The 25,341-nt window shown below is 64.6% G+C and carries 27 protein-coding genes; 17 read left to right on the top strand and 10 right to left on the bottom strand.

From position 1 onward, the window contains the following. Positions 1-38 precede the first annotated feature (38 nt). Entirely contained in the window at positions 39-287 is a 249-nt protein-coding gene (locus KUF59_RS39505) for a YjiS-like domain-containing protein (protein ID WP_212456693.1), read from the bottom strand. Positions 288-457: 170 nt separating this feature from the next. Here KUF59_RS39505 and KUF59_RS39500 point away from each other — a divergent pair, with 170 nt between their 5' ends. After that, positions 458-2,011: a winged helix-turn-helix domain-containing tetratricopeptide repeat protein gene (locus KUF59_RS39500; RefSeq protein WP_212456692.1), complete on the top strand. Its 1,554-nt coding sequence runs from the start codon at positions 458-460 to the stop codon at positions 2,009-2,011. 54 nt (positions 2,012-2,065) lie between these two features. On the opposite strand, the gene KUF59_RS39495 is transcribed toward KUF59_RS39500, so the two are convergent. Further along, positions 2,066-2,863 (bottom strand): sterol desaturase family protein, encoded by a 798-nt coding sequence (locus tag KUF59_RS39495; protein WP_212456691.1) that lies wholly within the window; start codon positions 2,861-2,863, stop codon positions 2,066-2,068. 87 nt (positions 2,864-2,950) lie between these two features. Here KUF59_RS39495 and KUF59_RS39490 point away from each other — a divergent pair, with 87 nt between their 5' ends. The 11 genes from KUF59_RS39490 to KUF59_RS39440 all read left to right on the top strand — a co-directional run bounded on the left by KUF59_RS39490 (position 2,951) and on the right by KUF59_RS39440 (position 13,569). Next, positions 2,951-3,655, top strand: coding sequence for a TetR/AcrR family transcriptional regulator (locus KUF59_RS39490; protein ID WP_212456690.1), 705 nt, complete (start codon positions 2,951-2,953; stop codon positions 3,653-3,655). A gap of 70 nt (positions 3,656-3,725) precedes the next feature. Continuing rightward, complete coding sequence (locus KUF59_RS39485; protein WP_212456689.1) at positions 3,726-6,707, top strand: cell division protein; 2,982 nt, start codon at positions 3,726-3,728, stop codon at positions 6,705-6,707. 164 nt (positions 6,708-6,871) lie between these two features. Then, entirely contained in the window at positions 6,872-7,024 is a 153-nt protein-coding gene (locus tag KUF59_RS39480) for an aa3-type cytochrome c oxidase subunit IV (protein ID WP_212456688.1), read from the top strand. Between the two features lie 141 nt (positions 7,025-7,165). Next, positions 7,166-8,293 (top strand): Re/Si-specific NAD(P)(+) transhydrogenase subunit alpha, encoded by a 1,128-nt coding sequence (locus tag KUF59_RS39475; protein ID WP_212456687.1) that lies wholly within the window; start codon positions 7,166-7,168, stop codon positions 8,291-8,293. Between the two features lie 11 nt (positions 8,294-8,304). Next, positions 8,305-8,622, top strand: coding sequence for a proton-translocating transhydrogenase family protein (locus KUF59_RS39470; RefSeq protein WP_011089862.1), 318 nt, complete (start codon positions 8,305-8,307; stop codon positions 8,620-8,622). 39 nt (positions 8,623-8,661) lie between these two features. Then, positions 8,662-10,059: an NAD(P)(+) transhydrogenase (Re/Si-specific) subunit beta gene (locus KUF59_RS39465; protein ID WP_212456686.1), complete on the top strand. Its 1,398-nt coding sequence runs from the start codon at positions 8,662-8,664 to the stop codon at positions 10,057-10,059. 19 nt (positions 10,060-10,078) lie between these two features. Beyond that, positions 10,079-10,264 carry a hypothetical protein gene (locus KUF59_RS39460; protein ID WP_212456685.1) on the top strand — a complete coding sequence of 62 codons (186 nt, stop codon included), beginning with the start codon at positions 10,079-10,081 and terminating at the stop codon, positions 10,262-10,264. Between the two features lie 22 nt (positions 10,265-10,286). Beyond that, entirely contained in the window at positions 10,287-11,087 is an 801-nt protein-coding gene (locus KUF59_RS39455) for an alpha/beta hydrolase (RefSeq protein ID WP_212456684.1), read from the top strand. Positions 11,088-11,149: 62 nt separating this feature from the next. Next, on the top strand, positions 11,150-12,247 hold the full coding sequence (locus tag KUF59_RS39450) for a calcium:cation antiporter (protein ID WP_212456683.1): 1,098 nt from the start codon (positions 11,150-11,152) through the stop codon (positions 12,245-12,247). Between the two features lie 10 nt (positions 12,248-12,257). Next, positions 12,258-12,542, top strand: coding sequence for a cupin domain-containing protein (locus tag KUF59_RS39445; protein WP_212456682.1), 285 nt, complete (start codon positions 12,258-12,260; stop codon positions 12,540-12,542). Positions 12,543-12,633: 91 nt separating this feature from the next. Beyond that, positions 12,634-13,569, top strand: coding sequence for a hypothetical protein (locus KUF59_RS39440; RefSeq protein WP_258767978.1), 936 nt, complete (start codon positions 12,634-12,636; stop codon positions 13,567-13,569). A 20-nt stretch (positions 13,570-13,589) separates the two neighbouring features. On the opposite strand, the gene KUF59_RS39435 is transcribed toward KUF59_RS39440, so the two are convergent. Together KUF59_RS39435 and rpsU are read right to left on the bottom strand one after the other, a co-directional pair. Beyond that, positions 13,590-14,249, bottom strand: a complete 660-nt coding sequence (locus tag KUF59_RS39435) for a tetratricopeptide repeat protein (RefSeq protein ID WP_212456680.1) — start codon at positions 14,247-14,249, stop codon at positions 13,590-13,592. Between the two features lie 128 nt (positions 14,250-14,377). After that, positions 14,378-14,680 carry a 30S ribosomal protein S21 gene (gene rpsU / locus KUF59_RS39430; protein WP_212406250.1) on the bottom strand — a complete coding sequence of 101 codons (303 nt, stop codon included), beginning with the start codon at positions 14,678-14,680 and terminating at the stop codon, positions 14,378-14,380. 263 nt (positions 14,681-14,943) lie between these two features. On the opposite strand from rpsU, the gene aqpZ reads away from it, so the two are divergent. Further along, positions 14,944-15,669, top strand: a complete 726-nt coding sequence (aqpZ, locus tag KUF59_RS39425; RefSeq protein ID WP_258767977.1) for an aquaporin Z — start codon at positions 14,944-14,946, stop codon at positions 15,667-15,669. A gap of 44 nt (positions 15,670-15,713) precedes the next feature. Here aqpZ and KUF59_RS39420 read toward each other — a convergent pair whose 3' ends face one another. Both KUF59_RS39420 and purE read right to left on the bottom strand, forming a co-directional pair. Continuing rightward, complete coding sequence (locus tag KUF59_RS39420) at positions 15,714-16,817, bottom strand: 5-(carboxyamino)imidazole ribonucleotide synthase (protein WP_258767976.1); 1,104 nt, start codon at positions 16,815-16,817, stop codon at positions 15,714-15,716. After that, positions 16,814-17,302 (bottom strand): 5-(carboxyamino)imidazole ribonucleotide mutase, encoded by a 489-nt coding sequence (gene purE / locus KUF59_RS39415; protein WP_212456677.1) that lies wholly within the window; start codon positions 17,300-17,302, stop codon positions 16,814-16,816. Before purE ends, KUF59_RS39420 begins: the two co-directional genes overlap by 4 nt. Positions 17,303-17,445: 143 nt before the next feature. On the opposite strand from purE, the gene KUF59_RS39410 reads away from it, so the two are divergent. Continuing rightward, entirely contained in the window at positions 17,446-18,219 is a 774-nt protein-coding gene (locus tag KUF59_RS39410; RefSeq protein WP_258767975.1) for a GGDEF domain-containing protein, read from the top strand. Positions 18,220-18,225: 6 nt separating this feature from the next. Here the strand turns inward: KUF59_RS39410 and KUF59_RS39405 are convergent, their stop codons facing one another. The 3 genes from KUF59_RS39405 to KUF59_RS39395 all read right to left on the bottom strand — a co-directional run bounded on the left by KUF59_RS39405 (position 18,226) and on the right by KUF59_RS39395 (position 19,083). Next, positions 18,226-18,477 (bottom strand): hypothetical protein, encoded by a 252-nt coding sequence (locus KUF59_RS39405; protein WP_212456675.1) that lies wholly within the window; start codon positions 18,475-18,477, stop codon positions 18,226-18,228. 34 nt (positions 18,478-18,511) lie between these two features. Continuing rightward, positions 18,512-18,736, bottom strand: coding sequence for a hypothetical protein (locus KUF59_RS39400; protein WP_212456993.1), 225 nt, complete (start codon positions 18,734-18,736; stop codon positions 18,512-18,514). Positions 18,737-18,876: 140 nt separating this feature from the next. Then, positions 18,877-19,083 carry a YdcH family protein gene (locus KUF59_RS39395; protein WP_212456674.1) on the bottom strand — a complete coding sequence of 69 codons (207 nt, stop codon included), beginning with the start codon at positions 19,081-19,083 and terminating at the stop codon, positions 18,877-18,879. 332 nt (positions 19,084-19,415) lie between these two features. On the opposite strand from KUF59_RS39395, the gene KUF59_RS39390 reads away from it, so the two are divergent. Then, positions 19,416-19,601 carry a YdcH family protein gene (locus KUF59_RS39390; RefSeq protein WP_212406244.1) on the top strand — a complete coding sequence of 62 codons (186 nt, stop codon included), beginning with the start codon at positions 19,416-19,418 and terminating at the stop codon, positions 19,599-19,601. Between the two features lie 173 nt (positions 19,602-19,774). Here the strand turns inward: KUF59_RS39390 and KUF59_RS39385 are convergent, their stop codons facing one another. Further along, positions 19,775-20,878, bottom strand: coding sequence for an NAD(P)/FAD-dependent oxidoreductase (locus KUF59_RS39385; protein ID WP_258767974.1), 1,104 nt, complete (start codon positions 20,876-20,878; stop codon positions 19,775-19,777). A gap of 205 nt (positions 20,879-21,083) precedes the next feature. Here KUF59_RS39385 and KUF59_RS39380 point away from each other — a divergent pair, with 205 nt between their 5' ends. Next, the gene (locus KUF59_RS39380; RefSeq protein ID WP_212456672.1) at positions 21,084-23,774 is read left to right on the top strand and encodes a sensor domain-containing protein; all 2,691 of its coding nucleotides are present in this window, start codon (positions 21,084-21,086) and stop codon (positions 23,772-23,774) included. A gap of 39 nt (positions 23,775-23,813) precedes the next feature. Next, complete coding sequence (locus KUF59_RS39375) at positions 23,814-25,298, top strand: glycerol-3-phosphate dehydrogenase (protein ID WP_212456671.1); 1,485 nt, start codon at positions 23,814-23,816, stop codon at positions 25,296-25,298. Positions 25,299-25,341: the final 43 nt, after the last annotated feature.

Genomic DNA, 25,341 nt, shown 5'->3' with positions numbered 1-25,341 from the left:
AGCGGCGCGAACGCCGCTTCGCGCCGGGGCGCGCGCTATCAGATCATCATCCGGTCCCGGATGTCGCGGGGGTCGGTGGCTCGGTGCGAGGCGAGGTAGTCGATCTCGCCGCGCCGGGCGCCGATATCCATCAGCTCCCGGTCACTGAGGCCCGACAAGGTGGCTCGCAAGTCCTGGCGCGCGAGGTGCTCCTGCAGGGCATCCCAGCATCTCCAGATGAGGTTGGAGAGATATCGTGTCGTTATGGATGTCCGGGCCAGCCATGTTGCGTCGTGCGTCGTGCTCATTGCGGTGTCTCCCTTGGGCGGTGCCTTCCACCTGCGCGAAGGTGCCGCGCGATCGACGCGCATGCTTGACCGGCAGCTTACATTTTCCTCATCAGCGGCTTATTCTTGCGATCTTCAGCGAGACCAAGGGCATCGCCGAGGCCTCATCCTGATCCCGGGGGATTCGCACCTTGCGCTATCTCTTCGACGAGTACGCGTTCGACACCGACCGGCGCGAGCTCCGCCGCGGGACGAACGTCGTCTCCATCGCGCCGCAGGTGTTCGATCTGCTTGATTACCTGATCCGCAACAGGGAGCGCGTCGTCAGCAAAGATGACCTCATCAATACGATCTGGAATGGGCGCAGCGTTTCGGATGCGGCGCTGACGACCCGGCTGAATGCCGTCCGAAGCGCAATCGGCGATTCCGGGGAGGAACAGCGCCTGATCAAGACGTTGCCACGCAAGGGATTCCGCTTCGTCGGACAGGTGCGGGAGGCGCGAGAAGCCGCGGGCATGAATTCGGGCGAAGCTGCACCCGAGAGCGCCCTTGCGGTGCCCGACAAACCGTCCATCGTCGTGCTGCCGTTCGAGAACATGAGCGGCGATCCCGAGCAGGATTATTTTGCGGACGGGATGGTGGAAGACATCATCACGGCGCTCTCGCGCTTCAAATCACTGTTTGTCATCGCTCGCAACTCAAGCTTCGTCTACAAGGGGCGCACCGTCGATGTAAGACAGGTGGGCAGAGAACTCGGCGTTCGCTATGTCCTGGAAGGAAGCGTCCGAAAAGCCGGACATCGGGTCCGCATCACTGGGCAGCTTGTAGAGGCTGCAACGGATCGACATCTGTGGGCTGACAATTTTGATGGCGCGCTTGAGGACGTGTTCGGCCTGCAGGACCAGGTCACGATGAGCGTCGTCGGTCTGATCGCGCCGAAACTCGAGCAGGCCGAGATTGAGCGGTCGCGCCAGAAGCCGACCGACAAGCTGGACAGCTACGACCTCTACTTGCGCGGTATGGCGCTGGCGCCGAAGCGGCGGACGCAATTGGAGGCGCGTGAGTTCTTCAAGAAGGCAATTGAGCGGGATCCGGACTACGCCGCGGCCTATGCCATGGCGGCGTGGACTTTTCTCGTTCAACAGGTGACTGGCGGCCTGCCCCTGAGCGCCGACATGCGCGCTGAAGCCATTCAGCTTGCGCGCCTCGGAGCAAGAGCGGAAAACTCCGATGCGTTCACGCTGGCCAGATGCGGCCACGTGCTGACCTATTTCGGGCACGAGTACGATCGTGGATTGTTCATGGTCGAGCAGGCTGTCGCCCTCAACGCCAATCTCGCCATCGCCTGGTATTCCCGCGGCTGGGTGGCGCTGATGTGCGGCGAGACGGAACGCGCCATCGAGAGCTTCGAGCGAATGATCAGGCTCAGCCCCTTCGACCCCCTGCGGGCGTCCACCTGGTTGGGGATCTCATTCGCGCATTTTCATCAAGGGCGGTTCGAGGAGGGATGCGTCTCGGCAGCGAAGGTGCTGCAATTCAATGCCGATGCCAACATGCTCGAAGCCTATATTGCGAACTCCGTTGGCGCCGGACATGTCGCCGAAGCCCGCGAGGCGGCCGCGCGGTTATTGAAGCTTCAGCCTGACTACCACGCCTCTCATGGCAGAGAGGCCGTTCCGTTCCGTTCGATCGAGGTCCGCGAACGGATTACCGCCTCCCTCCGCGCCGCGGGTTTGCCCGAGTAATGTTGCGTGTCCCGCTTGGCTCTGTCGTTGCCGGTTCTGGGCCCAACTCGCGACTTATGCGGACGCGCGCTGGCTCGCTGAATTCGCGCCGCGACCAAGGCTGTTCGGTCCGGCGGCGGGTTCGTTGACGTCGGCAAAGGCGAGCATCGCGCCGAAGCGATCGGTGGCCGGCTTGTCGAAACCGACGGCGCCTTCGAACGTCGCCGGATTACGGAAGGTGCCGAGCAGCATGTCCCAGATCGGCAGGTCGCCGTAATTATAGGCGTGCACGTCGCGCTGATGATGGACGCAATGCGCCTCCGGCCGCTGGATGATGGTGCCGAGCCATTGCGGCGTGCGGATATTCATGTGCTGGAAGTAGCCGTAGAAGGCGGCGATGTAACCGGTCGCAGCCGCAGCCACCGGATCGAGCCCGAGCACCAGGGTCGTCAGGACGGTTGCGATCGCGAAGAACGCGATCGTCTCGAACGGGTGAAAGAGCGCGGCGCCCGACATGTCCATGCGCTGCGGGCTGTGATGGATCTGGTGGAACAGCCGCCACATCACCGGAAACGTGTGCGCGCTGCGGTGCCAGACATAGTTGATGAGCGAGAGCACGACGTAACCTAGCGCCGCGCCCCAGACCACGCCGAGGCCGGTCAGGTCCATCAGCCGGTGCCGCTCCAGCCAGGGTTCGGGAATGACCAGCGGGGTCAGCGTTGCAATCAGACCCTGCACCGTCAGGAAGCAAAAACCCTTCAGCCGCCAATAGGGGATGGCTGGAAATTGCCGCGCCGGGACCAGGCTCTCGATCGCGAGCATCACCAGATAGGTCACGGGCACCAGCAGGCCGAACAGGTCAATAGCCGACATCGCATCGTCTCCAACCTTACAGTGTAAGTCTGACTTCACAATACAGCCTTCCAGTGTAAGGTTGCAAGCGGATTCGAGCATGGGACGATGACCAGAAAAGCCAGACCCCGGAAAACCAGCCCCGGCGCATCGCGCAAGCGCAGCGCCGCGGGCGAGCGGGGAAGGGGGCTATCCCTGTCGCGCGAGCGGATCACTGCTGCCGCCATGACGCTGGTCGATCGCGACGGGTTTTCCGCGCTCTCGACGCGCCGGCTCGGCGACGAACTCGGCTGCGAGGCGATGAGCATCTACCATCACTTCCCGAGCAAGGCGCATCTGATGGACGCGCTGATCGATCTGATGCTGGGGCAGGCGCGGGTCGTGATGGAACCGCAATGGGATTGGCGCGAGCGCCTGCGCCGCGCGGCCCGCGGCTTCCGTGCCATGGCGCTAAAACATCCCGCGTTCTTTCCGTTCTTCGCCGTGCACCGGCTCAACACGCAAGCGGGCGTCGCCTATATCGACGGGATCATCGGCATCTTGCGCGAGGCCGGCTTCTCCGATCGCGAGGCTGCGACATATTTTCGCGAGATCGGCTACTACCTCACCGGCGCCGCGCTGGACGAGACGGCCGGCTACGCCAAGGGTCCGTCCTCGGCGGAACCGGTGTCAAACGAGACGATCGCCGCCCAATTCAAGCATCTGGCGGCGGCTGCACCGTATTTTCAGCCGGCGCATTTCCAGGCGACTTTTGAGACCGGCCTCGAGATCCTGATCGCCGGCATTGAACGTTCGCGCCAGGCACAAGACTAACCTCATAGATACTTGAGGCCGTTTTTCAACTATTGATTGCCGATCGTCTTTGCCCGTTGGGGAGGCTCGCATGCCCGATCAGGGACAGGCCGCGCGACCTGGAGCGACACGGAACGCCGCAGCCTTCGAAGAGGAAACGCCCTGGTGCGAGAAGCACCAGCAGATCGTTCGCGAGGAGATCGCGGCGATCAACACCCGCCGCGAGGCGGCCCGGCAACTCGACCCCGAGAGCGTAGGCGCCTGCCAGATGCTCGATGTCGCCGGGCTCGCTTTGTCTGGCGGCGGCATCCGCTCCTCGGCGATTTGTCTCGGGGTGCTCCAGGCGCTGAACCACCACAACCTGATCGGACGGATCGATTATCTCTCCACCGTATCCGGCGGGGGCTACATCGGCACCTCGCTCAGCGCGACCATGACGGTGGCACGACGTTTCGTCTTCGGCGAGCGGCCGGCCGGAGGGACCGTGGCCGCCAGCGAGATCAGCGATACGCCGTCGGTCGGACACATCAGAAATTATTCCAACTACCTGATCCCCGCCGGCGTCCGCGACGTCCTGACCGGGATTGCGATCGTGGTGCGGGGCCTGATCGCCAATATCGGGCTGACGCTGCCGGTCGTGCTGCTGCTCGCTGCCGTGACCATCTGGTCGACTCCGTTGCGGAGTTGCCTGACGGTCGCGAATATTTTCGGTGTCGGTCTCAGGGACCGCAAGGTCTGCGAGCTCCACGATTTCAGCGTCGTTGATACCTACGGCTTCACCGCCGTCGGCGGCGCCATTTCCCTGCTCCTGCTCGCCATCAGCGGGCTCCTGTACTGGACATCCCGCTCGGACAAGGGAACCGGTCCGAGTATCGTGTTCACCTATCTTGCCGGCATCGCGCTGGTGCTCGGCGTCGCCTGCGACTTCGCGCGCTTCCTCAGCGTCGAGAACTTCGCGCTGACGCTCGCAACGGCGATCATCGGCGTGCTGCTGTTCTTTGCCTGGGCGGTCGTGCGCTCGTTTGCGAGCCCGGAGAACCGTCAGGAGTTCCGCTCGCACGGGCCGACTGCGGGGGCAACCTTCCTGGTGCTGCTGGCGGTGGTCGCGTTCTTCGAGTTTCAGCCCTTCATGCTGGTCCAGATGTTCGACGTGGCCGAGAGCACCGCGTTGGGCGGACCGGCGGGCGCCGTCGCGGTCAACTGGATCAAATCGCTTGCGGCGATTGCTGCGCCGATCGGCGCCTTCGTCACCGCCTTCAGGCAGCAGTTCATCGAACTCATGAAGGGCAACAGCGTGTCCTCGCAATGGGGGTCGCTGGTGCTTGCGATCGTCGCCAGGGTTGCGCTGTGGATCGCCGGCCTGGCGCTGCCGTTGATCATCTGGGTCGCCTATCTCTATTTGTCCTATTGGGGCATTGCCAACGATCTCGCACGCGACTGCCAGCCGCCCCTGAGCCCCGCTGCGCAGCAGGAGTGCATGGCCGCCGTGAAGGCGGATGCGCCCGCGCAGGGAAGCATGGCGGGCAAGATCGCGTTCGATACCGGGGCCGGCACCTTTTCGGCTGAGATCACGCCGAAGAGTACGGCGGCTGCCGCGAAGACCGAGTGGGTGACGTCAAAATCCCATGCCCCGGCCTGGCTCGATTTCCTGGCCCATCGGGCAGGCAACGTCATCGAAGCATGCGTCCCGGCGTTGTTTCATGGGCCGGCTTTGAGACTTGGCTATACCTTCAGTCTGCCGATGGCTCTGCTCTATGCTGTCGTCGGTCTGTTGCTGTTCGTCGTCTCCCTGTTGCTGACGCCCAACGCCAATTCGCTGCACCGTCTGTACCGCGATCGCCTCAGCAAGGCGTTTCTGTTCGATCCCAGCCGTTCGGCTGACGGCAACATCGCCCGCGCCGAGGCGAGCCTCGACCAGGGCCGCGATTTCAAGCCGCTCGACCGGATGAAGTTGAGCGAGCTCTACGCGGTTGGCAGTGGCGACGTTGCGACTGACGATCAGCCCGTCCGGCCGCGGCTGCGCGCGCCCTATCATCTCATCAACACGGCGCTGAACATCCAGGGGTCGGACTTCGCCAACCGGCGCGGCCGTAACGCGGACTTCTTCGTGTTCTCGCCGCTCTATGTCGGCAGCGAAGCGACGCGCTACGCCAAGACTCCGGCGGTCGAGAACCTGGAGCGGAGCCTCGATCTCGCGACCGCCATGGCTATCTCGGGGGCGGCGGCGTCGTCGAACATGGGCTCGAACTCGATCAGGGCGCTGACGCCGACACTGGCGCTGCTCAATGTGCGCCTGGGCTACTGGCTGCGGAACCCTCGCTATGTCGATGCCGACGCCCGTCCGCAGCGCCGTTCCACGCCGCTATTCCTGTGGTCTGAAATCTCCGGCCGTCTCTACGAGAACAGCGACGGCGTCTACCTCACCGATGGCGGCCACATCGAAAATCTCGGCATCTACGAGCTGTTGCGCCGCCGCTGCAAGGTGATCATTGCGGTCGATGCGGAGGCCGATGCGTCGATGAATTTCGGCTCGCTGATGACGCTTCAGCGCTATGCCCGCATCGATCTCGGCGTCCGGATCGATCTGCCCTGGACGCCCGTCGCCGATCGCACGCGCACATTGATGGCGCGCAACGCCGAACAAGCGCCTACGCAGGACGAGGACGACGATGGGCCGCGCGATCATATGCATGTCGCCATCGGCACCATCGACTATGGCAGCGGCGACAATGGCTATCTCGTCTACATCAAGTCATCGCTGACCGGCGACGAGAACGACTACATTCGCGACTACGCGCGGCGCAACGATCGCTTCCCGCACGAGACCACCGGCGATCAGTTTTTCTCGGAGGAGCAGTTCGAGGTCTACCGCGCGCTCGGCTTCCACATCACCCACGGCTTCCTGGGCGGCGACCACCCTGTGGCGGTCGGCCCCGGCATCGCTCCACGGACGGCGCGGTTTACCCGGCCGGGCGAGGACGCAATCGACGAGGTGCGCAAGGCCCTCGGGATGCCGGTTATCGAACGGCCCAGGGTCGCCGCGGCCACCGGGGATGGGCTCGATCAGGGGTAGGGTGGGCGTAGAACATCTGTTGAACGAACGGTACCCGCTGGATCCGCGATAATTGGGATTCCAAATGACCCTATTTGCGGGAAAACTGGGCAGTTGCGCCGTTGCCCTGCCGAATTGTTTGCGGTAAGGCACGCGAGGATTAGACTTTCGACTGGGGACGAGACATGGCTGACCATAGCGAAGTGGCGTACACCACCGCCGACGGCAACGACTACGTTGCGCACGAGCAGACCTATGAGGGCTTCATCAAGCTGGTGAAGTGGGGCTCTGTTTCGGTCGCGCTGATCGTGATCCTGATGGCGATCTTCCTCACCTGATCCGTCACGGCGGCTGCCCACGCCTGCGGCGGCGGCTGCCCACAAAATTTGCATCCAAGCCGGTTCTAAAACCGGTATCCAACGTTGCGGGAGTAACGCTACTTTTTTGTGCGTGCGCTGTCCCGCGCCGCCGGAGGGCCCATGAAGATCGCCGTTGCCAAGGAAATCGACCCGTCGGAACCGAGGGTCGCCGCTTCGCCGGATACGGTGAAGAAGTTCAAGGCGCTGGGCGCCGAGATCGCCGTTGAGCCGGGTGCCGGCATCAAGTCGGGTCTGCCGGATTCCGAGTTCACGGCCGTGGGCGCCACCGTCAGCGCGGATGCGCTGAAGGACGCCGACATCATCATCAAGGTGAAGCGCCCCGAGGCCTCCGAGCTCGCGCAGTACAAGCGCGGCGCGCTCGTCATCGCCATCATGGATCCCTACGGCAATGAGGCCGCTCTGAAGACAATGGCCGATGCCGGCGTCTCCGCCTTCGCGATGGAACTGATGCCGCGCATCACGCGCGCGCAGGTGATGGACGTGCTGTCCTCGCAGGCCAACCTCGCGGGCTACCGCGCGGTGATCGAGGGCGCCGAAGCCTTCGGCCGCGCCTTCCCCATGATGATGACCGCCGCGGGCACCGTTCCCGCCGCAAAGGTGTTCGTGATGGGCGTCGGCGTCGCCGGTCTTCAGGCCATTGCGACCGCGCGCCGCCTGGGGGCCATTGTGACCGCGACCGATGTGCGCCCCGCCACCAAGGAGCAGGTGGAATCGCTCGGCGCAAAATTCCTCGCCGTCGAGGACGAGGAGTTCAAGAACGCGCAGACCGCCGGCGGTTACGCCAAGGAGATGTCCAAGGAATACCAGGCCAAGCAGGCCGCGCTCACCGCCGAGCACATCAAGAAGCAGGACATCGTGATCACGACGGCGCTGATCCCGGGCCGGCCGGCGCCGAAGCTCGTCAGCGCCGATATGGTCAAGTCGATGAAGCCCGGCTCGGTGCTGGTCGATCTCGCCGTCGAGCGCGGCGGCAATGTCGAGGGCGCAAAAGCCGGTGTAGTCGTCGAGACCGATGGCATCAAGATCGTCGGCTACACCAACGTCGCCGGCCGCGTTGCCGCGTCGGCCTCCAGCCTCTACGCGCGCAACCTGTTCTCCTTCATCGAGACGATGGTCGACAAGAAAGAGAAGAAGCTTGCCGTCAACTGGGACGACGAGCTCGTGAAGGCGACCGCGCTCACCAAGGACGGCGCCGTCGTCCACCCGAACTTCCAGCCGAAGGCTTAAGGAGATCCGTCATGGAGCATGCTGCACAGGTCGTCGATCCCTTCGTGTTTCGGCTGTCGATTTTCGTGCTTGCCGTTTTCGTCGGCTATTTCGTGGTGTGGTCGGTGACCCCTGCGCTGCACACGCCGCTGATGTCGGTCACCAACGCGATCTCCTCGGTGATCGTGGTCGGTGCGCTGCTCGCAGGCGGCGTCGCGAACGTATCGAGCGGTTCGGGCTGGGCACGCGCCTTCGGCTTCGTCGCTCTGATCTTCGCCTGCGTGAACATTTTTGGCGGCTTCCTTGTCACCCAGCGCATGCTGGCGATGTACAAGAAGAAGTCGAAGTAAGCGGCCACCTCGGGCTGACGGGACAGATGGGGACCTGAGATGAACGCCAATCTCTCTGCATTGTTGTATCTCGTGGCGGGGGTGCTGTTCATCCTGTCGCTGCGGGGATTGTCGAGCCCGGCCTCTTCGCGCCAGGGCAATTTGTTCGGCATGATCGGCATGGCGATCGCGGTCGCGACCACGCTTGCCAACCATCCGCCGGCTGACGCTCTCGCCTGGGTGCTCGTCATCGTCGGCATCGCCATCGGCGCCGCGGTCGGTGCTGTCATCGCGCGCCGCGTTCCGATGACATCGATGCCGGAACTGGTCGCCGCCTTCCACTCGCTGGTCGGCATGGCCGCGGTGCTGGTCGCCGCCGGCGCGTTCTACGCGCCCGAAGCCTTCGACATCGGCACGCCCGGCCACATCCATGCGCAGAGCCTCGTTGAAATGTCGCTCGGCGTCGCCATCGGCGCGCTGACCTTCACCGGCTCCGTGATCGCGTTCCTGAAACTGTCCGCGCGGATGAGCGGTGCGCCGATCATCCTGCCGTTCCGCCACATCATCAACATCGCGATCGCTGCCGCGCTGGTGTTCTTCATCGTCGGGCTGGTGGTCTCCGGCAGCGCATTCGACTTCTGGATGATCGTCATCCTGGCGCTGGTGCTCGGCGTGCTCATGATCATCCCGATCGGCGGCGCCGACATGCCGGTCGTGATCTCGATGCTCAACTCCTATTCGGGCTGGGCGGCCGCCGGCATCGGCTTCACGCTCGGCAACTCCGCGCTGATCATCACCGGCGCGCTGGTGGGTTCGTCGGGCGCGATCCTGTCCTACATCATGTGCCACGCGATGAACCGGTCCTTCATCTCGGTCATCCTCGGCGGTTTTGGCGGCGAGACCGCGGCAGCCGGCGGTGGAACCGGCGAGCAGAAGCCGGCAAAACTTGGCTCGGCTGACGATGCGGCCTTCATCATGAAGAACGCCTCCAAGGTCATCATCGTGCCCGGCTACGGCATGGCGGTGGCGCAGGCCCAGCATGCGCTGCGCGAAATGGCTGACATGCTGAAGAAGGAAGGCGTCGAGGTGAAGTACGCCATCCACCCGGTCGCGGGCCGCATGCCCGGCCACATGAACGTGCTGCTGGCGGAAGCCAACGTGCCCTATGACGAGGTGTTCGAGCTCGAGGACATCAACTCCGAATTCGCGCAGGCCGACATCGCCTTCGTGATCGGCGCCAACGACGTCACCAACCCGGCCGCCGAAGAGGACAAGACCTCGCCGATCTACGGCATGCCCGTGCTCCAGGTCTGGAAGGCCGGCACCGTGATGTTCATCAAGCGCTCGCTGGCCTCGGGTTACGCCGGCATCGACAATCCCTTGTTCTACCGCGACAACACCATGATGCTGCTCGGTGACGCCAAGAAGGTGACCGAGAACATCGTCAAGGCGATGTAACGCGAAAGGGAAGCGGACCGTGGCCATCAACAAGGAATGGCACCGGTCCAATCGCATGCCGCCCAAATCTGTGTCCAAGGCGGCCACGCGGGCCCAGCGCATCGCGTGGCACGTCGCGCACGCGACGGCATGCGGCTGTCGCGCCATTCCCGAGAGCATCCGCGCCGACGTCCAGAAATTGCTCAAGAGCCGCCGCAAGCCCTGAATTCTGGAGTGGCCGCGCAGCGATGACAGTCCTGAAGTGGATCGCGATCATCCTTGCGGCCGGCTATCTCGCCGGCCTCGCGCTGCTCTATTTCAAGCAGCGCGAGATGTTGTTTCCGATTCCGCCGGTCGGACGCACGGCCCCTGACGTTGCCGGTCTCGCCGAGGCGGAAGAGCATGTCCTGACCACGTCCGACGGCGAGAAGGTCATCGTCTGGCATGTGCCGGCAAAGCCCGGCCGTCCCGTCATTCTCTTTTTCCATGGCAATGGCGATTTCCTCGCCGGCCGCGTCAGTCGCTTCAAGGGCATGACTGCCGACGGCACCGGTCTCGTGGCGCTGTCCTTTCGCGGCTACGCCGGCTCGAGCGGGTCGCCGAGCGAAGAGGGGCTGATGCGGGATGCCGCGGCCGCCTACGCCTTCACGACGGCGCGCTATGCCGCGGAGCGCATCGTCGTCTGGGGCTTTTCGCTCGGGACCGGAGTCGCGGTCGCGCTCGCCTCCGAGCAGCCGGTTCGCAAGCTGATCCTGGAAGCGCCCTACACCTCGACGGTGGATGTCGCCGCCTCGATGTTCCCGATCGTGCCGGTGCGTTTGCTGATGCGCGATCCATTTCGCTCGGATCAGCGGATCTCGCGCGTCACGGTGCCGCTGCTGATCATGCACGGCACCGACGATCCCGCGATTCCCATCGTGTTCGGCGAAAGGCTGTTTGCGCTGGCTCACGAGCCGAAACAGTTCGTTCGCTTCCCGGGCGGCGGACATGAGAATCTCGATGGCTTTGGCGCCATCGAGACGGCGCGACGTTTCATCAACGGCAACTGAGGGCTGACGGGCGCGATCTTCTCGCGCATAATCGGCCGGACACGTTCGAAGGATTTGCCGAGATGAGCTCTCACGGACCGATGCCGCGGTCGTCCTGGATCTTTCCCGCACTCGCCGTGCTTTTGTTCTTGATCGTCACCGCGACGGGCTACGGCTTCACCGTGTCGGTCGGCGGATTCGTATTCGCGGTCGTCCTGCTGGTGATCCTGTTCGGCACGGTGTTCGCGGCGGTGCATCACTCCGAGGTGATCGCGGAACGGATCGGCGAGCCCTACGGGACGCTGCTGTTGACGCTCGCGGTGACCATCATCGAGGTCGCGCTGATCACCACAATCATGCTTGGCGACAAGCCGGCTCCGGAGCTCGCGCGCGACACCGTGTTCGCGGTGGTGATGATCGTGTGCAACGGCCTTGTCGGCCTCTGCGTTCTGATCGGAGGCCTGCGCTATCGCGAGCAGGGATTTCAGGTCTCCGGCGCCAACGTCTATCTCAGCGTCCTGTTCGTGCTGGCGACCATGACGCTGATCATGCCGAACTACACGCTGACCACGCCGGGGCCGATCTATTCCGCGCTCCAGCTCGGCTTCGTCGACCTGGTCACGATCGTGCTCTACGGCGTATTCCTCTACACCCAGATGGTCCTGCACCGGGACTACTTCGTGAACGATGCCGGGGACGGCAAGGGCGGTGCAGCCCATCTGTCGGGCAAGATCCTGGCGCTCAGCATCGTGCTGCTGCTGATCTCGCTGCTCGCCGTGGTGTTGCTCGCCAAGAAGTTTTCGCTGGTGGTCGACGCCGTCGCGGCCATGATCGGCGCGCCGCCAGCCTTCGCCGGCCTCGTGGTTGCGCTGCTGATCCTGATGCCGGAAGGCGTCTCGGCGATATCGGCCGCGCGCAAGAACGACCTCCAGAAGAGCATCAATCTGGCCCTGGGCTCCTCGCTCGCCACGATCGGGTTGACGATCCCGGCGGTCGGGATCGCCACCTACGCGCTCGACCAGCCGCTGGTGCTGGGCCTCAACCCCCAAAATACCGTGCTTCTGCTGCTGACCTTCTTCCTGAGCATGCTGACCTTCGGCACGGGCAGGACCAACGTTCTGTTCGGGCTGGTCCATCTGGTGGTATTTGCCGTCTACGTGTTCATGGTGTTCGTGCCGTAGGAGAGTTCTAATGTTAGCCGCCAGGTCCGAAGTTCAGGTCGACACGTCAGAGGTCCGGGTCACGGAGTGGCGGCTGGCGCCAGGCAGTGCCACCGGGCATCACACCCACGGCATGGACTATGTGATCGTTCCCGTGACCGCGGGGGAGATGACCATCGTGGCGCCCAATGGCGAGCGGTCCAGGGCCCAGCTTGCGGCCGGCAAGTCCTATTTCCGCAAGGCGGGGGTGGAACACGACGTACTTAACGAAACCTCAACCGAGATCGTATTCCTTGAGATTGAGCTGAAGCCGTAACCCGGAAACAATTGCCATCGATCCGTCGCAGTTGATCCCTCACTATGCCTCAAAGTTCCCGCATCAGATCGCGCGGGGAGTGGTGGCCGGAATGCTGAAATATCTGACCAAGATTTCGATGGATATCTTCCCCTCGGTGCTCGCAACGATCATCGGGGCCTACATCGTTAATCACTACATCAACGCGAGGCCGGCGCCCGACACTCCTGCCGCTGCGGTGGCGCCCGCCCAGACCAAGAAGGACGGCAAGCCGACCGACGTCGCCAACCTGCCTGGTCCCGGAATCAAGGCCAAGGGCATCTCCGAGAAGTCGGTGACGGACAAGCCGGTGGCCGACAAGGCTCCTGCCGACAAGCCTGCCGCCGAGAAGGCCGCCGCCGACAAGCCCGCTGTCGACAAGCCCGCGGAAAAGGCGGCAGACCAGCCGGCCGAGGCCAAAGCCGCGGACGAAACTCCGGCTGCGCCCCGTGGCCGGCAGCCGGCCGCCAAGACCGTCACCAAGTCCAGTCCGGCGTCCAGCCCGGCGCCGGTCGTCTCCGCGCCCGCAGCCGCCGCTCCCGCGGTCGAGGCCAATGCGGCAACCGCCGCCACGCCGGCCAACCAGGATGCCAACGACCTTGCGCGCGCCGCGATCGAGCGCTTGCGCAAGTCGCCCGAGGCCAAATCTCCCGAGGCCAAATCTCCTGAAGCCAAGTCGCCCGAGAAGCCCATCGAGGCAGCCCCTCAGGCCGTGCGCCCGCTACCGCCGCCGATTACGGTGTCGACGCCGGCATCCGAGCCTTACGCATCGTCACCTGCGAACCCGCCCTATACGGCATCGGTCGGCAGCGATGACGCCAACCGACTAACGCCGCCGGCCGATATTCCGGTTCCGGTGCTCGCGCCGCCGCTCGACCTGCGCGCCGACGCGGCGGGCTCGATGCCCAACCCCATGTCAAAGCCCAAGACCAATGTGGCCGACGAGATGCTGTCGGGCGTCAAGTCGATGTTCAACGCGGTCTTGCCGAAGAACGTCACCCCGAACTAGCCGGGCACGCGTCCGCGTGTTCAGCCGCCGACGCGGGCAAGCCCGCTGCGTGCGGCGTCGTCGCGTGGGCGCAAGGCGACGGCCTTGGTGTAGGACGCCGCCGCCTTGGCCTTGTCGCCCAGGCGCTCATAGGCGAGCCCGCGCGTCGTCCAGACCTGTGCATTGTGCGGATCGGCCTCGGACGCCTCGTCCAGGTCTGATGCGGCTTCCTTGACCTTGCCGATCGCGAGATAGCTGGTGGCGCGGCCGAGCAGCGGCTCGGCCTTCTGCGGATTGAGGCCGCTTGCGGCGCTGAAATCCGCAATCGCGAATTCTTGCTGATTGCTCGCCTGGTAGATCAGCGCGCGGCCGTACAGCGCCTGCGCGTTGTAGGGATCGAGCGCGACCGCGCGATTGAACTCGTCCAGCGCTTCCGCGGTCTGTCCGGACTTTGCCAGCGTCTGGCCGCGCGTGGTGTGCGTCTGGGCCTCGGTGACGCTGGCGGGGCTGACGGCGGTCTCGGCTGGAGCGGCAGCCTTGGGCGCGTCCTGCGGCTTCTCCTTCTCCGGCATCAGCGAGCCCAGATCGAACGAGCAGCCGGTGAGCGCGAGCGCGGTCAGGGCAAGCGTGACCGAGCTGCGCCAACGTTGGCGCCAAAGTTGGTGCCATGCCGGACTACGCTCAGGGAGAGGGGTCGCCATCTACGGGTTCGCTCGCGCTGGTGCCGCATCTGTAGTGCCCCGTCCCTTTGGCAGGCACCGCTACAAAATAATAACGCGGGCCTGGGGCCCGCGTCATCGAAAACTCAGTCTTGCAAATCCGGCAAACGTTAGCGCGGTCCGCGCGGACCTGCACCCGGGCCGCCACGGCCGCCAGCGCCACGGTCACCACCGGGGCCGGCGCCGAACACGGGCTTCGGCTTCATCGGCAGCAGGCCTTCACGCTGCAGCTTCTTGCGGGCCAGCTTGCGCGCGCGGCGCACGGCTTCGGCCTTTTCGCGGGCCTTCTTCTCGGAGGGCTTTTCGTAGTGACCGCGGAGCTTCATCTCGCGGAAAATACCCTCACGCTGCATCTTCTTCTTCAGCGCCTTGAGGGCTTGATCGACATTGTTATCGCGAACGAGAACCTGCACGCGGCATCCTCTTCAGTGGATCGGATTTGAATTCTGGTAAAGCAAAGGGGAAGGCGAAACGCGCAGGCCCTTAACCTTGAGCGCGCGGATGTATCAGACAAAACCTGGGATGTCCACCTGCCAGGCGGCATTTCGGGCCAAGTTCAGCCATTAAATGGGGCGAAAATACCCCCGTGCAGCCCCGATTTGGGAGATTTGGCGCCAAGAACGGGGCCGTTCCCGGAGATCGATCCGGAAACCTTTGGAATTAGGGGAGACGCCACATGGACTACACCAAAAAATACGCTGCCGAGGCCATCGGCACCTTCTGGCTGACATTTGCAGGCTGTGGCAGTGCCGTCATCGCGGCCGGCTTTCCCCAGGTCGGCATAGGCCTGGTCGGCGTCTCCCTGGCGTTCGGGCTCAGCGTCGTCACCATGGCCTACGCGATCGGCCATATCTCGGGCTGCCATCTCAATCCGGCCGTCACGGTCGGGCTCGCCGCCGGCGGACGTTTCCCGACCGGCCAGATCCTGCCCTATGTGATTGCGCAGGTGGTGGGCGCGATCGTCGCCGCCGCGCTGCTCTATGTGATTGCGAACGGGGCACCCGGCTTCGACGTGACAAAGGGCTTTGCGTCGAACGGCTATGGCACGCACTCGCCGGGCCAGTACGGCATGGTGGTGTGCTTCCTCACCGAGGTGGTGATGACCATGATGTTCCTCTTCATCATCATGGGGGCGACCCATGGCCGTGCGCCCGCAGGCTTCGCGCCGCTTGCGATCGGGCTCGCGCTGGTGATGATCCACCTCGTCAGCATCCCCGTCACCAACACCTCGGTGAACCCCGCGCGCAGCACGGGGCCCGCGCTGTTCGTCGGCGGCTGGGCGCTGGCGCAGCTCTGGCTGTTCTGGGTCGCACCATTGATCGGCGGCGCGCTCGGCGGCGTGATCTATCGCTGGCTCAGCGAGGAACCGAGCGGCGTCGTTGCGGGCGTGAAGACGGCCTGATTCCTGCGGGATCGCGCGCGGCGCGATCCCGTCACTTCGCTGGATTACTTGCCGTTAGGGCGGATGACTTCGGTGACGTGGCCCATCTTGCGGCCGGGCTTGGGTGTGCCCTTGCCGTAGATGTGGACGGTAGCCCCGGGAACGGTGAGCCATTCCTCGTACCGGGTGATCTCGTCGCCGATCAGATTGGTCATGGTGACCTCGCCGTGACGCACCGGCTTGCCGAGCGGCCAGCCTGCGATGGCGCGGATGTGCTGCTCGAATTGCGAGACGGAGGCGCCGTCGAGCGTCCAGTGCCCTGAATTGTGCACGCGCGGGGCGATCTCGTTGACCAGCACCTTCGGGCCCGTGCCGTTGGCGAGCACGAACATCTCGACCGCGAGCACGCCGACATAGTCGAGCGCGGTGGCGATCTGGCCTGCGATGCGCAGCGCCTCTTCTGCGAGGTCGTCGGGGATCGGCGCAGGCGCACGCGAGATCTTGAGGATGTGGTCGCGGTGCTCGTTCTCGGTGACGTCGAAACATTCGACCTGGCCGTCGGCCGCGCGCGCGGCGATCACCGAAATCTCGCGCTCGAACGGCACGAAGGCTTCCAGGATCGCGGACTTGGTACCGAGGCTGGTCCAGACCTTCGCGATGTCGTCGCCGTCGCGGATGATCGCCTGGCCCTTGCCGTCATAGCCGAAGCGGCGCGTCTTCAGCACCGCCGGAAGGCCGATCCTGAGGATCGCCTCGCGCAACGACGCGACCGAGGTGACATCGGCGTAAGCGGCGGTACCGATGCCGAGCCGCGTCACAAAATCCTTCTCCGCGAGACGATCCTGGGTCGTCTCCAGGATCTTGCGGTTGGGCAGCACGGGACGCCGCGCGTCCAGCACCATTGCGGCGGCGGAGGGCACGTTCTCGAATTCGTAGGTGATGACGTCGACGTCGCCCGCGAACAGCTCCAGCGCCTCGACGTCGGCATATTCGGCGCAGGTCGCGTTGAGCACGACGTCGAAGGCCGGCGAATCCGGATCGGGCGAGAACACCTGGCAGCGCAGGCCGAGCCGCGCCGCGGCCATCGCCAGCATCCGGCCCAACTGTCCGCCGCCGAGGATTCCGATGGTGTCGCCGGGCTTCAGCTTCACCCGATTGGTCCCAGTCACGCCTTGTCCTCCGGGCGCTCGGCCACGGCGTCGGTCTGCGCCTTGCGCCAGGCCGCCAGCCGGCTGGACAGAGCCGGATCGGAGAGCGCGAGCACGCTTGCCGCGAGCAGTGCGGCGTTGATCGCGCCGGCCTTGCCGATCGCCAGCGTGCCGACCGGGATGCCCGCGGGCATCTGCACGATCGAGTAAAGCGAATCGACGCCCTTGAGGGTCTTGGATTCGACGGGCACGCCGAACACCGGCAGTTCCGTCAAGGACGCGGCCATGCCGGGCAAATGCGCAGCACCGCCGGCGCCCGCGATGATGACCTTGAAGCCGGCCGCCTTGGCACCCCTGGCAAAGGCGAACAGTCGGTCGGGCGTTCGGTGCGCCGAGACGATGCGGTTTTCACTGGCGACCCCGAGCTGGGTCAGGGTTTCGGCTGCGTGCCGCATGGTCTCCCAGTCGGACTGGCTTCCCATGATGATGGCGATCGGCGCGGTCATGACGTGAATTGTGCTCGGGAATACAGAAACATAGGCCAGATTATCGGGTCCGGCCCGGCGGCTGGCAAGGCGGTGGCAAGAGGAAGGGAATGGACTATCCTGTCTTGGTGAATCACCGCAAGCCTTCATTGAGCAGGAAGCCCATGAGAAAGCCAAAAAGGGCAAAAGCTGCCAGGAAGCTTGCGAAGAGCCCCGCCAAGAGTCCCGCCAAGAGCCCTGCCAGGAGCCTTGCCAGGAGCCTTGCCAAGACACCCGCGAAAAGCCGGAAAGCCGGCAAGACCCGAAGCCGGGTGGCGGCGAAGGCCGTGCACAAGACCAGGCCCAACGGAGTCAAACCGGACGATACCAGGGCGACGATCCGGAACCTGCGGACCAAGCTGACCCAGGCGCTGCGGCGGATCGACGAGCTCGAGGCTGCCGCCGATACCGACTTCCTGCTCGGCATCCCGAACCGGCGCGGTTTTGAGCGCGAGCTTCATCGCGCCATCGCCTACATGAAGCGCTACCGCGCCAGCGGTGCCCTGATCGTGCTCGACGTCGATCGGCTGAAGCCGATCAACGACGCGTTCGGCCATGCCGCCGGCGATGAGGTTTTGAAGACGATTGTCGCGACGCTGACGCGGCAGGTCCGTTCCTCCGATGTGGTCGGCCGTCTCGGCGGCGACGAGTTTGCGCTGCTGTTGTGGAATCTCAGCGCGACCGACGCCAAGGCCAAGGCGGTGACGTTCGAGGAGGCGATCGACGAATTGTCATTCACCTTCCGCGGCCAGAGCGTGAATGCCGGTGCGTCCGCCGGCGTCGCGCTGCTCGGCTCGCACGCCGAAGCAGGCCGTGCGCTGGAAGAAGCCGATGCCGCGATGTATGTGCGCAAGGCGCAGCGCCGGCACGAGCCGCGGATCAGGATCGTCGCGGGTTAGCGCGCGCTAGAGCGCGCTGAGATCTTCCGGCACGTTGCCGAACTTCCGTAGCAATTTGGCGTCGCCGAATTCGCCGGTCAGCGGATCGCCGCTGCGGCTGAATGCGATTGCGCCGATATGGCCGGCGACGCGCGCCATCATCTCGGCGCGCCGCAAGGCGCCGGACGAGGTCTGGCATTCCTCGGCGGCGCCCGCGATAACCGATCCGTCGTCGTCGGTGAGGAACGGCAATGCCACATAGTAGGTGACATCGGACATGGTCTTAACTCCAATCTGGTTTGGCTCCATCTGGTCAGGCGGCGCTGCTCTTGCTCCGCATCCTGCTGCGCGATGAGTCCGGAATGCAGCCGGCCGAAATTGCGGCCTGCAATTCCTCCAGCTCCGCTTCCAGATATTCGTTGGCCATGATCAGCGCCTTGATGGTGCTGCGCAGATTGCCGTCGCACATGGCAATGGCCTGGTCGCAGGCCTGTTCATAATGGCTGTTGTCGAAGGCTGCGGGCGTCGTGGCGGACATCTTCGTGGCGGACATGGTGGGTTTCCTTGGCGTTTCCCCTGGAACGTCTGGTGTCCAAATGTTCTCTCTTTGTTCTAAACGAGTCAAGCGGAATCCCGCGCGGCGGACGCGGGGCGCGCGACGGAGAACGGGTCGGCGTCTCAGGCGATGATGTCGGGCGTAATCTGGTCTTCGATGAAGGCGATCCGGTCGCGCAACAACAGCTTGCGTTTCTTCAACCGCTGGAGCCGCAACAGGTCGGGGGCCGGCGATTGATGCAGCGCATCGATCGCGGCATCGAGATCTCGGTGTTCTTGCTGCAACCGGGCGAGCTCGGCTTCGAGTTCGCGCTCGTCTTCGTTCATCATGATGTGCGGTAGCCGAAAAACCCGATGAGGTAGCGAAAGGCTGTGGAAGCCCTGTGGAAATTATCGTCCTGTCGTGGCGTGATCGCAAGCGATCTGGGTCCGTCTCCCACCGTTCCAGCGAAAGATATTTCGGTGGACCGGCGCCGCGCCGCACGGAGCGCATTGAAATCACGAACATTTCCAGACGTCAGTTCCGTACTCACGGTTCGTTACATATCGGTTCGCAAAAATGACAATGCGGCGACGGATACCCATCGACAGAACGAATCGGTGATGTAGACTTCTTCGTCCGGATCGAATCCTGAGGTTCACCCCTACCGAGGAGGTTTCGAATGACAATTCAGGCACATCTTGTTGAATTGGAGCGGAAACACAAACTTCTCGAAAACGAATTGCACGAAGCTCTCGTGCACCTTTCAACAGACGACCTGCAAATTGTTGAGTTGAAGCGCCGGAAGTTGATGGTCAAGGACCAGATCGAGCGACTCCGACATAACTCGGACGACACGCTCCACTAGTAACCCCCGTAAACGAGTACATCGGCATCGCACCCTTTGCAGGGATGAGAGCTATTGCGCTCATTCCTGTGCGTGGGGTGCGCGCGATGCGCGCGCATTGTGCGATCAATTTCGCGCGACGGGACTTCATGTCAGGCAAAGAACTAACGTGCGATGACTGAAGTCAGCGCACGTTAGATGTTTGCGAGCTCGGCCACGTGGTCGGCGATCGCAAGCGACGACGTCAGTCCGGGCGACTCGATGCCGAACAGATTGATCAGGCCCTCGACGCCGTGGTCGCGCGGGCCTTGCATCAGGAAATCCTGCGTCGCCACCGCCGGCGGGACGATCTTCGGCCGTATGCCCGAATAGCTCGGCATCAGCGCGCCGTCCGGCAAGGTCGGCCAGTATTTGCGGATCGCCGGATAGAACCGTTCGGCGCGCGCCGGATCGACCGCGTAATCGATCTCTTCGACCCATTCGACGTCGGGCCCGAAGCGCGCCTGGCCCGCCATGTCGAGCGTCAGGTGCACGCCTAGTCCGCCCGGCTCGGGCACCGGGTAGATCAGGTGCGAGAACGGCGCTCTGGCGCTGCAACTGAAATAGTTTCCCTTGGCGAGATAGGCCGGCGGAATCCGCTCCAGCGGCATGCCGTCGACGTTGCGCGCCACCGTCGTCGCCGAAAGACCGGCCGCGTTGACGAGCAGGCTGCATTGCAACGTCATCGGCGCCTCGCCACCGGCTTCGATTTCGATGACACCGCCCGCCGCCTTGGCGCGCAGGATGGGCGTGTGGAAGGCAAAGAACGTCCCGGCCGCTTCGGCCTCGCCGCGCAGCGACAGCATGTAGGCATGGCTGTCGACGATCCCGGTCGACGGCGACAGCAGTGCGGCGTCGCAGGCGAGCGCCGGCTCCAGCGCCCGCGCTGCCTCGCCCGGCAGCATCTGCATGTCGAGCACGCCATTGGCCTCGGCATGGGCCTTGATCGACTGCAGCTTCTCGGTCTCTTTCGGAGTGGTCGCGACGATCAGCTTGCCGCAATTCTTGTGCGGGATGCCGTGGTCCTGGCAGTAGCGGTACAGCGCGTGCTTGCCGCTGACGCACATCCGCGCCATCCAGCTCCCGGCCCGGTAGTAGATCCCGGCATGGATCACCTCGCTGTTGCGCGAGGAGGTGATGGTGCCGATGGCCTCCTCGGACTCCAGCACGATCACTTCGCGTCCAGCGTGTGCAAGGCGCCTCGCCACCGCAAGCCCGACGACTCCGGCTCCGACAACGACGCAATCGACTCTATCCATGGTCGGGCAGGACTTCCCAAAGTGAGGACGAATTGGCCGCTTTGCCTGGGAAATACGCCGCCAGGCAGTTCCATTTTAACGAAGAGTTTATCATGTCAGGGCAATTGCCGCACTTATCGCCACATTTTTCTTTCGCGCGTACAGGCGTTTACCCGATCCAAACCCGTGAAGCCAGACAATCCGCAGTTGAAATCTCGGGTGGCTGATGGCTGACAAGAACTGGCATGCGGGCGGCACGCTTCTGATTCCTGTGCAGGCCGTAGTGTGCCTGGGCTGTGCCATTACGCCTGCGCGTGCCCTTGCGCTTGCCGACGCCTTCGCCACGCCCAGCTCTATCGGCCAGCTCGATCCCAACCTGATCTGGGAAGCCCTGATCGGCGGTATCGCCGTCTGCGCGTTCGTGGCCGCGATCGTGCTCTGGATCCACTCCTCATTGCGCCGCGCCAAGCGCACGCAGTTGCGGCGCAACGCCTTCATCTCCTCGGCCCTGAACAATCTCAACCAGGGCGTGGTGATGACCGATGCGCAGCGGCGGATCATCTTCTGCAACGACCGCTATCTCGATATCTATGGTCTGTCGCGCTCGGATCTTTGGCCGCTGATGGACGGCACCGACCTCCTCAACTTGCGACGCAATCGCGGCGCCTTGGACGTCTCTGACGACAAGTTCTACGAGGAGGCCGCCAGCCCCAACGGCCTGATCACGGAGCTGGCGGACGGGCGGGCCATCCTGGTGAAATTCTTCGTGCTGCCGAATGGCGGCTCGGTGGCGACCCATCTCGACGTCAGCGAGCAGCGCAAGCTGTCGCGGCAGCTCGCCTCCACCAAGCAATTCCTGGAATCGGTGCTCGACAACGTCCCGGTCTGCGTCGCCGCGAAGAACATCGAGGACGGGCGCTACATCTTCGCCAACCGCGCCTTCGAGCGCTTTTCGCGCTTCTCGCGCGACCGCATCGTGGGCAAGCGGGCCGACGAGATATTTCGTCCCGCCACGGCGGCCAGCATCGAGGAAGCCGACCGCAAGGCATTGGCATCGGCCAACGGACAATTCCGCAACGAGCTCAAGGTCGAGCGGGGTGACGAGACGCGGGCGCTGTCGTCCGTCAGGGTCGTTGCCCGCAACCAGAACAATCAGCCCGAATTCCTGATCGCGCTGTTCGAGGACGTGACCGACCGCCAGTCGCTCTCGGAGGAACTGGAAAGCACCAAGAAGTTCCTCGAGCTCGTGGTCGACAACATCCCCGTCGCGCTGATCGTGGAGCAGGTCAAGGACGGCAGCTACCTGCTCGCCAATCGCAGCGCCGAGACGATCCTCAACCGCAAGCGTGAGGATGCCACCGGCCTGACCGCGGCCGACATCTTCAATCCCAAGGAAGCCAAGCTCATCATCGCGCGCGACGAGGCGGCCATCAAGAAGCGCGGGCTGATCACCGAAGAGCACCCGATCTCGACCAAGGACGGCCTGCGGCTGTTCCTGACCCGCCGCGCCACCGTGCTCGACGACAAGGGCGAGCCGCAATATCTGATCAAGACCCACGAAGACGTCACCGACCGCCGGCAGACCGAATCGCGCATGGCGCACATGGCCTATCATGACGGCCTGACCGACCTGCCGAACCGCGCCGCCTTCCTCCAGGCATTGACGCAGATGATCGAGGCCTGCGAGGGCACCGGTGAGGAATTTGCCGTGCTGTGCGTCGACCTCGATGGCCTCAAGGAGGTCAACGACGTCTTCGGCCACGCGCTCGGCGACAAGCTCCTGGTCGAGGTCGCCCGGCGCTTCCAGGACGCCGCGCGCGGCGGTGTGGTGGCGCGCCTGTCCGGCGACGAGTTCGGCCTGATCATCGACGGCAAGCAGCCCGAGGCCGGCATGGCGCTGGCGCAGCAGCTCATCGACGCGCTTGCCCAGGAATTCCTGATCGACGGCCGCGCCGTGCGCGCCGGCGTGACGTCAGGCATCTCAGTGTTCCCGCATAACGGCGCCGATGGCGCCTCGCTGCTCGCCAATGCCGGCGCGGCCCTGTTCCGCGCCAAGCAGAAGTCGCGCGGCACGATCAGCCTCTACCAGCCGGAGATGGACCAGCAGATCCGCGACCGCCGCGTGCTGCATCAGGATCTGTCGAAGGCGATCAAGAACGGCGAGCTGTCGCTGGCGTTCCAGCCCCAGGGCATCGCGGGCAAGACCGTCGCCGACAGCGAGATCATCGGCTTCGAGGCGTTGGCGCGCTGGGCCCATCCGGTGCGCGGCCAGGTGTCGCCGGCCGAGTTCATCCCGATCGCGGAAGAGAGCGGCCTGATCGTCGAGATGGGCGAATGGATCCTGCGCCAGGTCTGCCGTGAGGCGGCGTCGTGGCCAAAACCGCTCCAGGTCGCGGTTAATCTGTCGCCGGCGCAATTCCTGCACGGCGACGTCGTCGGCCTCGTGCATTCGATCCTGCTGGAGACCGGCCTCGCGCCCGGTCGCCTCGAGCTCGAAATCACCGAGGGCGTGCTGATCGAGGATTTCGACCGCGGCCTCGCGCTGCTCCGCCGCTTGAAGGCGCTGGGCGTGCGCATCTCCATGGACGATTTCGGCAGCGGCTATTCCTCGCTGAGCTATCTCCAGGCCTTCCCGTTCGACAAGATCAAGATCGACCGCGCCTTCATCGTCAATCTCGGCCGCAACCCGCAATCCGCCGCGATCGTCCGCGCCGTGATCGATCTCGGCCATGGCCTCGAGATGTCGATCATCGCCGAGGGCGTCGAAACGATCGATCAGCTTGCCTTCCTCGCCAAGGAAGGCTGCGACGGCGTGCAGGGCTATCTGCTCGGCAAGCCGTTGCCGATCGGGCACTATGCCGGCCTCATCGGCCGCGCCGGCGCAGATGCCATGGAGCTGGAGCTCAAGACCGGTTAGTGGTGACGGAGCGTTCTCTTCGCGTCCCACGACGGGTTCATGGCGGACTACGACCTCGCGATCATCGGCGGTGGACTGAACGGCGTCAGCCTTGCGCGTGATGCGGCCGGCCGGGGTTTGCGGGTCATCCTGTTCGAACAGGGCGATCTCGGCGGCGCGGCGTCGTCGGCGACGCCGCATCTCATCCATGGCGATCTGTCGGTGCTGGAGCGCCGTGGCTTCTGGCGCGTCCGCCGAGCGCTCGCCGAGCGAAAAATCTGGCTCGCGACCGCGCCGCATCTGGTGCGTCCGATGCGCTTCGTCATCCCCGCGCATTCCGACGAACGCCCGCCATGGCTGGTGCGCACCGGCCTGTTGCTCTACGACCGGCTCGCCGATCGGGGCGGCTTGCCGTCATCCGCCACCATCGACATCACGCATCATCCGGTCGGCAATGCCCTGAAGCGGCCGTTCGGCATGGCCTTCGAATATTCGGATTGCGTGGTCGACGATTCCCGGCTCGCGGTCCTTACGGCGCTGGACGCAGCCGAGCGCGGCTCCGTCATTCGCACCGGGGCGCGCTGTGTGCGGGCCGACAGGACCGATATCTGGCGGCTTGCCGTGGTCGACCGCGGCCATCGCCACGCCGTCACGTCGCGGGCGCTGGCCAATGCCGCCGGCGCCTGGACCTCGAGCGTGGTGGAGACCGTGCTGCGCCTGCCGCTGCCGCGCACCGGCGCGGTGCAGATCAGCCAGATCGTGGTGCGCCGGCTATTCGAGTCCGACAACGTCTATGTGTTTCAGAACAGCGATGGGCGGTTGATCTTCGCCAGCCCCTATGAGCGCGATTTCACGCTGATCGGCACCGTCTCCCATTCCTTCAAGGGCGATCCCGCCATCGTTGCCATGCCGGCCGCTGATGTGAGCTATCTCTGCGAAGCCGCCAGCCGCTACTTCCGCGAGCGCGTCGAGCCGACGGACGTGGTGCGCACCCTGTCGGGCGTCAACCTGGTGCAGGAATCCGCGCGGGGGCGGGACGGCGGCATGGCGTTCGACGCACGGCGGCGCAAGGCGCCGCTGCTGACGATGTTCGGCGGCGACGTGACGACGATGCGCCTGCGCGCCGAGCGCGCGGTGACAAGGCTGACGCCGTTCTATCCGATGTCGCCGCCCTGGACGGCGGGCGCGGCCCTTCCGGGCGGCGATTTCGCCTGGCAGCGTTTTGACGACGAGGTCGATGCCGCGCGCGACCGCTGGCGCTTTCTCTCCGACGCGCAGGCGCGGCGCCTCGTCGCCGCCTACGGCTCACGGCTCTCAGCGGTGCTCGGCGACGCCAAAGGCCGGGACGAACTCGGCCCTGCCTTCGGCCCCGAACTGACAGGTGCGGAGGTGCGCTACCTCATGACGTCAGAGTGGGCGCGCTTCCCTGACGACATCCTGTGGCGCCGCTCAAAACTCGGCCTGACCATGCCGCCTGCCGACCGCGACGCGCTGGCGGCGTTTATGGCGACCTCTGATGTGAATGGCCCGCGTCGAACCGGTTGAGCCGCGCGCGATCCGCAGCTAGCGTGCGGCTGCATTGGGGCCG

The organism is Bradyrhizobium arachidis (assembly GCF_024758505.1).
Classification (GTDB): Bacteria; Pseudomonadota; Alphaproteobacteria; order Rhizobiales; family Xanthobacteraceae; genus Bradyrhizobium; species Bradyrhizobium manausense_C.
This window is presented reverse-complemented; position numbering and strand designations above follow the sequence as displayed.